Raw genomic sequence first — 13,181 nt, 5'->3', positions numbered from 1 at the left:
TTCTCCCGGGGTTTATCCGATCTGGTTCGTTCCTCGAACGGGGGATTGAATCGGTCCAGAGGGTCTAAGACGATGGTTCAGCAACTGTTACGCATGGGAGACCACCAGCATCCGCCGACGTCGCGTCGGCCACTGCTCTCCGGAGTCGGCGCGGGGATCGCGCTCGCGGCCGCCGGCTGTCTCGGCGAAGAGAGCGCGTCGATCACGCCGATCTCGCTCGACGGGGAGCGCGCCTGCGACCAGTGCGGAATGATAATCGAGGACCACCCCGGGCCGGTCGGACAGGCCCACTTCGAGGACGACGAGCCCGAGGGCGGGCGACCGGGGCAGTTCTGTAGCAGCACCTGCACGTACACCTACCGGTTCGACGCCGAGGACGCCGGACGGACCCCGCTGGCGACGTTCCTCACCGACTACTCGCTCGTCGATCAAGAGGTGTTCGAGGAGGGCTCCGACGTCATGTTCTCCTCGCACGTCGAGAGCGAGGCGTTCTCGCGAACGACCGATCTCACCGTCGTCGCGCGTAGCGAGGTCGTCGGCGCGATGGGGCCGGAGCTGATCCCGTTCAGCGAGGAGGCGGACGTGACGGCGTTCGTCGATGAGTACGGCGGGGAGCCGATGGCGGCGACGGACGTCGAGCGATCGACGCTGGAAGCGCTGTGAGGCCCGTCGCCGGAGGCGATTAACGGCGCTCTGTGAGGTCCGGAAGGCCGCGTGCCCCGGACACGGCGCCGACGATCGCCGAGAACGCCAGCGTCGCGACGAGCCGCGGGATCCCGGTGATTCCGGCGTTGGACAGGACGCCCGCCACCAGCACGGTGAGCGCTATCACGGCAACCGTGATCACCGCCTCTCGGGCGAGGACGTTCCGCACGCGCTCCCTGCGGTTCGACCGCTCCGTCTTCAGCGCCGGGAGCACGTCCCTGATCCGGGTCTGGACGAGGTAGTTCGTGAGCCCCGCGAGGAAGCCCGCGAACAGCGACCACGCGACGGGCACCCCGTTGAACCGGATGCCGGCGGGCTCGGCCGTCGGCCCCTCGTCGTCAGCGCCGGAGGCCTGGTCGGCGGAGCCGCCGGATTCCGCGTCGGAGTCGCCGTCGACCGATCCGACCGGCCCGTCAGCGTCGTCGCCACCGGTCTGCGGCCTCGCGTCTCCCGTGGTGTCGCCGCCGGCGTTCCCTCTCGTCCGTCCCGTCCGCCTGGTCCACCGTTCACCGCCCCGCCGTCGACCGGTCCACCCGTCATCCCGCTGTCCGCCGTCACCGGTCCCACCGTCGCCCGGACTCGTCCCGGATCCCGACCCGTCCTCTGGGACGTCGACGGTGAAACGCACGATCTCCGCGTAGCTCCCGACCGTCGGCGGGACGGTCGCGCCGAGCGTGACGGACGAGTTCGGTCGCAACGTGAGCTCGCCGCCCGTCACGCGCTCGCCGGTGTCCATCCGGTACAGCGTCACCCGGTCCGTCTCGGTTTCGATCCGGACGGTCGTGGCGTTCTCCCCGGTCTTGTCGCCCTCGTAGCCGGCGAACCCGACGAGAAACAGGTCGTCGACGCTCGTCCGCGCGTCCGGCGGGACCGATCCGAAGCGGAGCCGCAGCTCGCCGGCGTCGTCGTACGCGACGTACCTGTCGGCGTTCTCGCTGTCGGCGGGCGACAGGTAGACGCCGGAGTCCGTCGCGACCTCGTCGCCGTCGGTAAACGAGGCCCCGGTCGCGGCTCCGCCACCGAGCAGCACGACGACGACGGCGAGCGCGACGATGGCGCGGTTCATGTTCCCACCGAGTTCGTCGTCCGGGTCGGGTCGCCCCGGCCGACGACCGAGCCGAGGCTACTCGGCATCGTCGCTATCGTCGGCATCGGCGCGGCCCGTACGCTCACGGTAGGGCCCATGCCACCGACGGTGTTAGTAGTGAACCGCGTTAGGCGTTTCAGCGTCGCGTTGAATCGTCTAACTGCGGGCGTTACGGCGGGAAATCGTCTTCAATGACGGCCTGAAACCCGCTAACGCGGCCTAATAGTAAGTGGGTATCCGACCAAGCAGATGACGTAACAATGAAGCTGAATCGCAGAAGCGTGTTGGGGGCCATCGGGATGATCGGCGTCGGAACTGGTGCGGCGTTCGGGTCGGGAGCGTTCACCACGGTCGAAGCGCAGCGCCAAGTGGAAGTGAACGTGCTCGGTAACGATTTCGGTGACGATGGGGTCGTTCAGTTGAACCCCGATAATCCTGAGAGCGAACCTAGTGTCGGAGATGTCGGAGATGCGGAAGACAACATCGCGAACACTATTCTTGGTGACGACGGCTCTGCCGACGTTCTGGTAAACACCGCGTCGAGTAACGTCACGGTGAAAGCCGACGATACAGAGTACGACGGGCGATCGCTGTTCCCGGTTTTCGACGACACGTACGGTACTACTGTCGATAGAAACTACGTGAGCCTCGTCGCCAACGATGTCACAATCGTCTTCGGACCGACAGACGAACCCGGACGCAAGCTGCCGCCGAACGCAACGCTGACCGAATCATCGCTCTTCGGCGTTGTGAGGAACGGTGCCGTCGACGTGACATTCAACAAAGGAGACACGGACAACGGACTGCTCGCGAGCGTGGCCGGTAACAACGTGAGTACCGGTGCCGGTACCGGCTCGAGTAACGTGACTCTCCCCGGAACCGTTGAAACGGGTGAGCCGGGGAGTACTGAAACGGAAGATCTGATAATCACGATCGGGAGCAGCGGCAGCAGCTAACGCGTTTTCTCCCGATACGGCTGATCCACGTGGGTGTCGAAGCGTTTGTTTTTAATACTCAAATCTATTAAATAGAATATATGATGAACAGAGTATTTCACAATAGTGTTCGATCCTCAGCGGTGAGTTCGAGGTGATGAGCCTCGATCAAGCGACTGTCGATCAACAATCAGCGCCCTCTCTTTCCCGGAACGAAGTTTATGAAATATTAAGTAACCCACGAAGACGCTATTCCCTCCACGCGATTAAGAACGAGGACGGCACCACGGAGCTCTCGGACGTCGCCGAGCAGGTCGCGGCGTGGGAGAACGACAAATCGGTCTCCGAGATCACCTCCAGCGAGCGGCACCTCGCGTACAGTTCGATACAGCAGAACCACATCCCGAAGTTAGAGCGCGCGGGCATCATCACCCACGACAGCGGGACGATCGAGCTGACCGAGGAGGCGCGGGACCTCGACGTGTACGTCGACGTCGTGCCCGGCGACTCGATCCCGTGGGCCGAGTACTACCTCGGTCTCGGTGCGGTGTCGCTCGGCCTCGTCGCCGCCGTGTGGGTCGGCGTCTTTCCGGAGTCGGTGCCGAGCCTCGCGTGGGCGGCGGTAATCGCGGTGTTGTTCACCGCCTCCGCGGCGTTCCACGTGTTCCAGAACCGGGAGATGAACCTCGGCAGCGACGGGAAGCCGCCGGAACTCAGAGATGGGCGATAACAAGAAGTGGACGCGACGGGCCGCCGTCGGCTCCATCGTTAGCGGCGGCGGACTCCTGCTGTTCGGCACCGGCGGGTCGACGCAGATCTCCACGTATCGGGATGTCGAGGTCAACGCGGGCGACGGCGACGACGCGGTGTTACAGTTCGTCGATAAGTCTTCAAAAGCGGAAACCGTCGAGTTCGGTGGCTCGGCTGTGGTGTACAAAATAAAGGACAATATCGGCGCCTTCGACTCAGAAAAGAGCGAAGTCACTGTCGTTGGACCCGAACCTTCTAAAGCGGTGTTTTCCGACGGTGACGAGGACGACTCGTACGTGGTGGAAGTGAGTTGCTCTGACGGATCGAGCGTCTACGGCTCATACAATATCGAGTTGGCTTTCAGGGCGGTTTTTGAGGGAAAGGAGTTCACAATTACCGCAACTCGTACCACGGACGATCCAGTTGACATCAACTGCTACGACTACGGCAGTTCTAACAATTACAGGGATTCCGGTGACGAAGGACAGGCCGACCATCCGGAAGATGCCGCGGGAAACATCCTGCTTCCCGGAAATGTAAATAAGAAAGACACCGATTACGCAACTATTTCGAAGTCGGGGGAAAGGGCAAAAGTCGGTTACGCCCTTCCCCCAGTCTCGTTCGACGGCCCGTATCAATTAGCAGTTGACGTGAGCAAAGTTTCTGGAAACTGGTCTGTATACCTCGTTGACGGCGATGGAGATCGGCTAACCTACAACCAGGGCAGCAAGGGCAAATTGCAAAATACGAGAACAGTAATAGTCGAATTCACCGACGATGAAAGCGAAGCGATAGAAAATAGTGGGGAACTATATCTTATATTTGGAACGAATGACACTGGAAATAATCGCGTGGAAGTCGGCTACTTCGAATTGCAAGAAAGAGCCGAGTAGGCTCCCTCGGAATTATTTAAACAGCCGCCGAAGTTGAACGCTCAGCGATGCACCGCGTCTCCGTTCTCGAACCCGCCTCGATCCGGACCCGAGGAACGCCCCTAGCAGCGTGGCGATGCTCCCGAGCACTAACAGATTGAACGCTCCCACCGCGACGGCCGGATGGATCGAGTGAAGCCGGAGGATCACGGCGGGCGGAACCACGAGGAAGTACCGGTGTTCGGAGACCGCGACCGTCGCGCGTTCTCCGGGTCCCGGGGCGGTCGTCGACAGCGTCGCCGTCGCCGACTCCCCCCGCGGAACGGCCAACTGATTCCGGTCGAACTCGCTCTCCGGATGGCTCGTTTCGAGCACGACGAGCATCGTGATGAGCCCGTTGTTCTCCGCGGTGAACCCGTTCTCGACCTGCCCGCCGGGAGCCGTGCCCGCCGGGAGGTCGTCGCCGTCGAAGGTCACGTGATGCGTGCCGCTGGGCGCGATCATCGCCGCGTTGGCCGGAATGAGTATCAACAGCGCCAGGAGGAGCGCGACCCAGCGAGCGTCGAGCCCGTCGTCGCCCCGCGACCGGTCGCGGCTCCGCGTCCGCCGCCCGCTGTTCCGGAGGTCGTCGACGAGGACGACGAGGAACAGCGCGAGTCCGACGGAGATGAACAGCCCGCTGAGCCCGCGTTGGTCCGGCGACCAGTCGAGACCGACCGCCGTCGCGAGCCCGACGACGGCGCCCGTCGCCGCCTCTCGGAGCCCCGTGATCGCGGTCCCGAGTCCCGGGACCCGCACCACGTCGCCGTTCACCTGCAGCGCCGTCGCGACGATCCGGTCGTCGGTGACGGGCGGTTCGTCGCCGTCCTGGTCCCGAAACGGGTTGTTGTCGCCCTTCGTCAGGTAGCCGTCCGGAGTCGTCCCCACGACGCGGTGCGTCGTCGTTCCGCCGCCGTCGAGTTCGAACGCCTCGAAGACGACGACGTCGCCCTCGTCGACGGGGCCGGACACCGCCGCCGGCACGGCGACGAACCCGTCCCCGGCCTCCAGCGTCGGCGCCATGCTTCCGGAGGTGACGTATCCCAGAAACACCGGCTGTCCGGCGAGCTGACCGACGACGAGCGCGATGACGACGAGCACGGCGAGGACGGCGAACGCGTCTCTCGCCGCCTCCCGTGACATGTAGGTATGAACACGGCGTCGGGACTTAAAACATCGAACGCGATTCGGTGACGCGAGACCCGCTCTCAAGCCGCGTCCCGCGACCGGTCGACGTCCGGTCATCGCGAATCAGTACGTTCGGCGCGGGCGGAATCGTTCGGTGGAACCGGGCAGCGCAGATAGCGCCGGGGAGCCGGTCCGTCTCTACTCGCTCGCGCCCCAGCTCTCGACCCGCTTCGGCCGGTCGGAGACGGCCATCACGTCGAGGTCGTCGTCGGCGTGCGCGATCGCTTCCAGCGCGGCCTTCGCCGAGGCGTGCGTCGAGAAGTAGGTGATCTCCTCTTCGACCGCCACTTCGAGCAGCTCGCGCTGCCGAGAGACGATGAGGTCGATCTCGCCGCGCTTCGCGGCCTCGATCAGGTCCGTCGCCGTCGAGAGCTCGAAGTGCTCGGCGTACCCCTCGACCAGCGCCTCGCCGGCCTCGGTGTCGGGGTCCGGGAACTCCTCCGCGGAGAGGTCGACGACGGCCGTGCCGGACTCGGGGATCGGCTTGCCGGTGGAGTCCTGCGCCTTGTCGTACGCCTTGCCGAACGACCGGGCCGTGCCCATCACTTCGCCGGTCGACTTCATCTCGGGGCCGAGCCGCGGGTCCGACCCCGGCAGGCGGTCGAACGGCAGGACGACCTCCTTCACGCTGCGGTGTTCGGGGATCTGCTCGTCGGCGTCGAGGTCGGCGAGCGTCAGGTCGTCCGTCATCACCTTCGCGGCGAGCTTCGCGATCGGGACGCCCGTGGCCTTCGAGACGAACGGGACCGTCCGCGAGGAGCGCGGGTTCGCCTCCAGCACGTACACCTCGCTGTCGACGTCGTCGCCGACGCCCGTCACCGCGAGCTGGACGTTGAGCAGGCCGACCGTGTCGAGTGCGCGGGCGATGTCCTCGGTGACCTCGCGGACCCGCGCCATCGTCTCCTCGTCGAGCGAGCGCGGCGGGATCATGCACGCGGAGTCGCCCGAGTGGACGCCCGCGCTCTCGACGTGCTCCATCACGCCGCCAAGGAGCACGTCCTCGCCAGGGCGAGACTCCGTCTCGCTTGCAGGCGCGTGTGACGCGCCGACGTCCGCCACGGCGTCGACGTCCAGTTCGACGGCGTCGTCGAGGAACTGGTCGATCAGGATCGGCTTATCGGGGGAGACCCGGACGGCCTCCTCGATGTACTCCTCGAGTTCCGGGTCGTCCTCGACGACCCGCATGGCGCGACCGCCGAGGACGTACGAGGGCCGGACGAGGACGGGGTAGCCGATGTCGTGGGCCAGCTCCAGCGCCTCCGCTTCGCTCGTCGCGGTGCCGCCCTTCGGCTGGGCGACTCCCATCTCGTCCATCAGGACGTTGAAGCGGTCGCGGTCCTCGGCGAGGTCCATCGCCTCGACGCTCGTCCCCATGATCTCGCAGTCGAGCCCGCGGCGTTCCAGCTCGGCTTCGAGCGGTTCGCCGATGTTCACGGACGTCTGTCCGCCGAACTGGACCATCACGCCGTCGGCGCCGGTCGCCTCGGCCGCGTCGGCGACCTCCTCGGCGGATATCGGGTCGAAGAACAGCCCGTCGGAGGTGTCGTAGTCCGTCGACACGGTCTCGGGGTTGTTGTTGACGACGTGCGCCTCGATGCCGAGCTCGCGCAGCGCCTGGATCGCGTGGACCGAGCAGTAGTCGAACTCGACGCCCTGCCCGATGCGGATCGGGCCGCCGCCGACGACGACCACGCTGTCGACGCTCTTGTCGACGACGAGCTCGGCGGCCGCGGCGTCGCCCTTCAGCGGTCCGCGGTTGAACTCCGACTGACGGGCGGAGTAGTAGTACGGGGTCTCGGCGGCGAACTCGCCGGCGCAGGTGTCGACCTGTTTGTACGTCCGACCGGGGACGTCCTCCTCGACGGCATCGACGTCGACGCCGCCGGCGAGGGCGGCGATCTCGGCGTTCGTGTGGCCCGCGGTGGCCGCCTGCGCGAACTCGCCGTCCTGAGCGGCCTGCGCGGAGTCGCTGACGCGTTTGAACCGTTCGAGGTACCACGGCTTGATCCCGGTCAGCGCCTCCACGTCCGCGACCGTGTAGCCGCGGTCGAACGCCTCGAACATCGCGTACGGGCGGTCCGGGCTCGGGCGTTCGAGGTACTCGGTCTCCAGCGTGTCGTCGTCGACGGTCGCCCAGTCGACGGCGGGGTCGTACTCGGACGAGCGGAGCGACTTCAGGAGGCTCTCCTCGAAGTTCCGGCCGATCGCCATCGCCTCGCCGGTGGACTTCATCGCCGTGCCGAGCTCGAAGTCGACGTCGTCGAACTTGTCGATGGGCCAGCGCGGCACCTTCGTCACCACGTAGTCGATGGCTGGCTCGAAGGCTGCGGTCGTCTCGCCGGTGATCTCGTTGTCGATCTCGTGGAGGCGCTTGCCGAGCGCGACCTTGGCCGTCACGCGGGCGATCGGGTAGCCAGTCGCCTTCGACGCGAGCGCCGAGGAGCGGGAGACGCGCGGGTTCACTTCCACCACGCGGTACTCGCCGCCCGGCGTCCCGTCGTCGTGCCACGCGAACTGGATGTTACAGCCGCCCTGGATACCGAGGTCGCGGATGACTTCGAGCGCGGCGTCGCGCATCTCTTGATGCCCGTCGTCGGGGATCACCTGGGACGGGGTGACGACCGTCGATTCGCCGGTGTGGATCCCCATCGGGTCGATGTTCTCCATGTTGCAGATGATGATACAGGAGTCGTCGGCGTCCCGCATCACCTCGTACTCGAGCTCGACCCACCCCGCGATGGACTCCGTGATAAGCACCTCGCTGTTCCGCGAGAGGCGGAGCCCCTTGCGGACGCGCTCGACGAGCTTCTCGAAGTCGTCGACGACTCCGGAGCCCGAGCCGCCGAGCGTGTAGGTCGTGCGGGCGATGACGGGGAGCCCGCCGACCGCGTCGACCGCCTCCCGGACGCGCCCGCGGAACGCCTCCTCGTCGAAGTCGGTGACCGACTCGCCCTCGTCCAGCGAGATGGTCGTCGACTTGGGCACCGGCTGCCCGAGGCCCTCCATCCGCTGACGGAACAGGTCGCGGTCCTCCGTCGCGTAGATGGTGTCGAGCGGCGTCCCCATCACCTCGACGTCGTGTTCCTCCAAGATCCCCTCCTCGGCGAGCTCGGCGGTGACGTTGAGTCCGGTCTGGCCGCCGAGCCCGGCGATGACGCCGTCGGGCTCTTCGATCCTGATGACCTCGGCGATCGCCTCCGGCGTGATCGGCTCGATGTACACCCGGTCCGCGGTCTCCGGGTCGGTCATGATCGTCGCCGGGTTCGAGTTCACTAGCACGACGCGGGCCCCCTCCTCCTGGAGGGCGCGACACGCCTGTGCGCCGGAGTAGTCGAATTCCGCCGCCTGTCCGATCTGGATCGGCCCGCTACCGATGAGTAGAATGGTCCGGTCCTCGCTCATTATCGCGACGGAGTACGCTCATCGTAATAAGGCCGACGATAGAATACGAATCTCGCAGCGAGTTTGCGATTTTCGCAAGGTACGTCGAGACATAGCACGCGAGACGGTTTGGCACACGACCCGGTGACTTATGCCGACGTCGGACGCAAGCCGCCAGCATGTCGTTTACGACGCCCCCGCCGCTCGGGGACGACCAGGCGCTCGCGGTCGTGGCGCCCTCGCGGCCGGCCGAGGCGACGAAGCTCCGGATCGGCCGCGAACGACTCTCGGCCCTCGGCGTCGAGACGCGCGTGTTCCCGACCGCGGACCCCGATCGAGAGGAGCCGGCGTCGCCCGCGGCGCGCGCGGCCGACGTCGAGGACGCCTTCGCCGACCCGGAGATCGGCGCCGTGATGGCGTACACCGGCGGCGACGACCAGATACGCGTCCTGCGGCACCTCAACGGCGACGCGCTCGCCGCGAATCCGACCCGCTTCTTCGGGTACAGCGACAACGACAACCTCCGGCTGTTCCTCTGGAACCGCGGGATCGTCAGCTACGGGCTCGGGATCCACCCGGACCTCGTCTGTGACCCAGAGCTACACCCCTACACCGAGCGGCACCTCCGGCGCGCGCTGTTCGAGGACTCCCTCGGCGCCGTCGAACCAGCAGACGAGTGGACCGACGACTGGTTCGACTTCGAGACGGGCGAGGCGCGCGCGTGGCGCGAGAACCCGGGGCCGACGACGTGGGTCGGTCCGGACGCCGATCCCGAGGACCCCGTCCGCGGCCGAGTGTGGGGCGGCTCCTTCGGGATCGTGAAGTGGCACCTCCAGGCGGGCCGATACCTGCCGGACCCCGAGCGGCTCGACGAGGCCGTCCTCGCACTGGAGACCTCGGAGGACGTGCCCCCGCCGCGCGAGGTCGGCTACACCCTCCGCGCGATGGGCGAGCGCGGGCTCTTGGAGCGGTTCGACGGGGTCCTCGTCGGTCGTCCGCGGACGAACGCGCCGACCCTGGAGTGGGACCCGGACCCGAACGAGTACCCGGCGGAACTGGAGCGCGTCGTGACTCGCGAGGTGGAACGGTACGCCTCCGACGCGGCGGTCGGGTTCGGCTACGACTTCGGCCACACGGACCCGTCGTTCCCGCTCCCGATCGGCGCGGTCGCGACGCTCGACCCGACGGACGGCGCGCTCCGGTTCGGGCCGGATTGACTGCGGTCCCCTCGTTCGCCGGCGGGGGCGCCGCGACTCGCCGCCGGGATCGCCCGGCCTGCAGCCGCGGTAGTCTCAGCGGTACCGGTACGGGCGGTCCGAGATGATCCCGACCTCGCCGCGTCGGCCCACCGCAGCACGGTCGCGACGGGGTGCGGCTGTCTAGACTCCCTCGACCGTCGGCGGAGCGCCGAGATCTCCGCGCCGTAGCGGCTCGTCGGCCTCGGTGAGCACGCTGCGGATTCGTCGTACGGTGTATCGCGGCTCATACGTCCTACGTACGGTAGGGCGACATATAGGCTTCATGTGAGACATGGAGTCGGACAAACTGTCTGAACACGGAACGTTCGAAACGGACGCTCACGCGATTCGTGAGGCTTCACCGTCTCGTCCCAGTCCTCCTTTCACCCGTCGGCGTCAGGCGTACGGGTTTCGGCTTCCAAAGTCGCGCTCGGCGCGTACTGCTCGACGAATCGGTCACGTCGAACTCGACCAACTCGCTTGAACGCCGAAGCGCCTCGTCGTCGTCGGGTGGCTCACGGGCGTCTCATCAGTCGACGACGAGTTCGACGACGATCTCGTGGAGCGCCGGGACGATCGGCCACCACGTCATCGCGTAGCGACGTCGCGTTCTCGCTGGCTCGTACGCGACGACGGCTCCGGGAACTCCCTCTAGCACGACGCGAGCAGAGTGCGGCGTGTCAAACTGCGGCATCTCTCGCTGGTAGTCTCGATTCGCCTGGGAGGACCTCGACGAGGAAGTCGGGAGGAAGCGCTCCGTGGGTGCAGGTCCATCACGACCGGTGGTCCTCGCAGTCGCACTCGAACTCGCGCATCCGAGTCCACTCGCCGGCGCTATCGTCTGTCCGCAGGGCAGCCTCCAGCGTGTTCTCGTCACCGCCGGGCGCGCGGCTGGGGCATGGGATCCTTGGTCGCTGTCGGGTTAAAAGCGCGGAATCGCGACGCGCTTGGCCGCGACCGGTCGGCGACGATGACTACTGTCGTCGTATTCCTCGGAATCGGAGCCGTCGTCGTCCCCAGAACTACTCTCGTCGTTCCGTCTCCATGCGCCGTATGCTCGTCGTGTCTCAGCGCCATGCTCTCGTCGTGCCAGCGCCCGCTCGTCGAGTCTCATCGCTACCGTGGCGTCTCCACCTCGGCTTCAGATATCATCTCGACGCCGCCGGCCTCGTAGTGCTCCACGACGCTCGGCGATAGTCACGCGCTCGATGTCGCAGCTCGTCTGCTGGTCGACCTCGACTTCCACTCAAACGTCGATCGGGTGACCCTAGTCGACATAGCCGGGCGTCGATACGCCCCCCAGACGAAAAGGTCGGGGTGGGAGACGTGGCGGGCCGCCTACTGAAACCCATCGGCCGCCGTGTCGCGGAGCGTCTCGCCGCCGCGGCCGAATGCTTTTCGTACTCCTCGTAATACGAGAGGATGGTCGGTTGGAACGGATCGGCGCACGACCTGGCGCGCGGAAGTGCTTCATCTCGACTCCTCGGCGTCGTAGTCGTCGCGTAGCGGCCTCGATGGCGGCCTCGCGGGCGATGCCTCGAGGTCGGAGCGGGACGTAGCCGTCCGTGATCTCCGGACTCGCGGAGTCACGTCGGGCGCGAGCGGCGTGTCCTGGTGTGGATGTCGAGGATCTGTTCGCGGCCCCTGGTCCGGCTGGACGATGCATCACGAGCGGTTCGAACGGCCAGAGCGAAGCAAGGCGCGTTGTCGATCATGTCGGGGGTTCGTGGCCCCGTATCCCATTCAGCGGCCATCCTCCACGCCTCAGAGCTCGGTGAGCATCTGGTTGACGACGCGCTGCGGAACTTATTCCCATCTCTTGGCCGCGAGAGGCAGGCAGGAGAGCTGTCTGAGCTCGTGCGAAGAAGATGATCGTCGGTCTCACCTGCGGGCCTCCGGAAGGCTGCGGATCGCCTTCTCGACTTCGCCGACCACTGCGAGGCAGCGCGGCCCCGAACCGAAGATGAAGTCGGCGTTGTCTTTTTTTTTTTTTTCGTTGGCGACGGCCTTACGCATAGTAGTCTTCCCGGGTGCGGGCGGGCCGTACAGAGGGAGCTCGGCGCGTACGACGCCATCGGTCGAACTCTCCGCGAGGTGAGCGGCTCACTCACCGGATCTCTCTGGACCTGCTATTTTGCCTCGCTGAGCCGCGACGGTGTCCCACGATACTTCGAGAGCTGCGAGCACCTGGCATCGCGACGGCTCCCCTTCCGTCGAGCGCCGGAGAAAGTCATCAGCCTTGACGATATCGGTCGACTCAGGCTCGGCGGCACTCTCGTCGTCGAGGATCGATCTCGGGATGTTAGCGCCGGAGCGCGTTCATCGCGGCCTCTTCGTCAGCTCTCGATGTCGCGCCGACGAAGCCGTGCGTCTTCGGGCGGGTGGTTCGAGGGAGAGTCGTTCGAGACGAGTATTCGCGGGTGTGGATCTGGAGGATTTTTGGCGGCCGTCTCGTCGGGACGACGCGATTCGATTCTCGCGGTCGAACGGCCGGGGCGGCGAGAGCGCGGGTCACGCTGTCCATGCGGTTGGTACGCCCGGATGCACGACACCTGCTCCGCGCGTCTTTCTGAGTCCGTCAATCATGTGATGGAGCTGCTCGGACGACGCGACTACCTCGCCGTCATTCTCCTGCGCTTAGGCGCGATACTTCGAGTCAGGCTCGCATGAGATATGATGCTCGGGTTCTCCTCTTTCGGTCCTGCGAAGATCTCCGGAGGCTGTGGATCGCGTAGTATTCGACGATGATTCTCCGGCCGGCGATCGAGAGAACGACGCGTTCGTCTCGTTGGCGACGGCCTTCGCGAGCAGGTCTCCTCCGTCCCGTGCGACGTGCAGTGAGGACCCCTGCGCTGCTCATGATCCAGCTTCGATGAATGATCTGCGTGGTGTTTCTCGGCAGTTCGACCATCTCACTGTGACGGACTGATCTCTTTCTGCAGGCCGCGACTGTCTCGTACTTGTGATCGCCGGTCTTTTCTCTCTC

11 protein-coding genes are annotated in these 13,181 nt (G+C 65.9%); 5 read left to right on the top strand and 6 right to left on the bottom strand.

Features of this window, described 5'->3' with window-relative positions:
* Positions 1–93: 93 nt before the first annotated feature.
* The gene (locus DJ82_RS12175) at positions 94–663 is read left to right on the top strand and encodes a nitrous oxide reductase accessory protein NosL (RefSeq protein WP_094581917.1); all 570 of its coding nucleotides are present in this window, start codon (positions 94–96) and stop codon (positions 661–663) included.
* 19 nt (positions 664–682) lie between these two features.
* Here DJ82_RS12175 and DJ82_RS12170 read toward each other — a convergent pair whose 3' ends face one another.
* A complete protein-coding gene (locus DJ82_RS12170; protein ID WP_094581916.1) occupies positions 683–1,771 on the bottom strand; it encodes a hypothetical protein in 1,089 nt (362 codons plus the stop codon).
* Between the two features lie 281 nt (positions 1,772–2,052).
* Here DJ82_RS12170 and DJ82_RS12165 point away from each other — a divergent pair, with 281 nt between their 5' ends.
* The 3 genes from DJ82_RS12165 to DJ82_RS14615 all read left to right on the top strand — a co-directional run bounded on the left by DJ82_RS12165 (position 2,053) and on the right by DJ82_RS14615 (position 4,370).
* On the top strand, positions 2,053–2,748 hold the full coding sequence (locus DJ82_RS12165) for a hypothetical protein (protein WP_094581915.1): 696 nt from the start codon (positions 2,053–2,055) through the stop codon (positions 2,746–2,748).
* 136 nt (positions 2,749–2,884) lie between these two features.
* Complete coding sequence (locus DJ82_RS12160; protein WP_094581914.1) at positions 2,885–3,457, top strand: hypothetical protein; 573 nt, start codon at positions 2,885–2,887, stop codon at positions 3,455–3,457.
* A complete protein-coding gene (locus tag DJ82_RS14615; protein WP_143420553.1) occupies positions 3,447–4,370 on the top strand; it encodes a hypothetical protein in 924 nt (307 codons plus the stop codon). Before DJ82_RS12160 ends, DJ82_RS14615 begins: the two co-directional genes overlap by 11 nt.
* A gap of 12 nt (positions 4,371–4,382) precedes the next feature.
* Here DJ82_RS14615 and DJ82_RS12155 read toward each other — a convergent pair whose 3' ends face one another.
* Positions 4,383–5,531, bottom strand: coding sequence for a signal peptidase I (locus tag DJ82_RS12155; protein ID WP_094581913.1), 1,149 nt, complete (start codon positions 5,529–5,531; stop codon positions 4,383–4,385).
* A 183-nt stretch (positions 5,532–5,714) separates the two neighbouring features.
* A complete protein-coding gene (carB, locus tag DJ82_RS12150; RefSeq protein WP_094581912.1) occupies positions 5,715–8,978 on the bottom strand; it encodes a carbamoyl-phosphate synthase large subunit in 3,264 nt (1,087 codons plus the stop codon).
* Between the two features lie 158 nt (positions 8,979–9,136).
* On the opposite strand from carB, the gene DJ82_RS12145 reads away from it, so the two are divergent.
* Entirely contained in the window at positions 9,137–10,174 is a 1,038-nt protein-coding gene (locus DJ82_RS12145; RefSeq protein WP_094581911.1) for a S66 peptidase family protein, read from the top strand.
* Positions 10,175–10,724: 550 nt separating this feature from the next.
* Here DJ82_RS12145 and DJ82_RS15390 read toward each other — a convergent pair.
* The 3 genes from DJ82_RS15390 to DJ82_RS15075 all read right to left on the bottom strand — a co-directional run.
* A complete protein-coding gene (locus DJ82_RS15390) occupies positions 10,725–11,072 on the bottom strand; it encodes a DUF5815 family protein (RefSeq protein ID WP_241881512.1) in 348 nt (115 codons plus the stop codon).
* 1,004 nt (positions 11,073–12,076) lie between these two features.
* Complete coding sequence (locus tag DJ82_RS12140; protein WP_275093925.1) at positions 12,077–12,244, bottom strand: AAA family ATPase; 168 nt, start codon at positions 12,242–12,244, stop codon at positions 12,077–12,079.
* A 607-nt stretch (positions 12,245–12,851) separates the two neighbouring features.
* A partial coding sequence (locus DJ82_RS15075; protein ID WP_206745233.1) for a hypothetical protein occupies positions 12,852–13,181 on the bottom strand: 330 nt, incomplete at its 5' end.

This window comes from Halorubrum sp. Ib24, from assembly GCF_002252745.1.
In the GTDB taxonomy this organism is placed as follows: domain Archaea; phylum Halobacteriota; class Halobacteria; order Halobacteriales; family Haloferacaceae; genus Halorubrum.
This window is presented reverse-complemented; position numbering and strand designations above follow the sequence as displayed.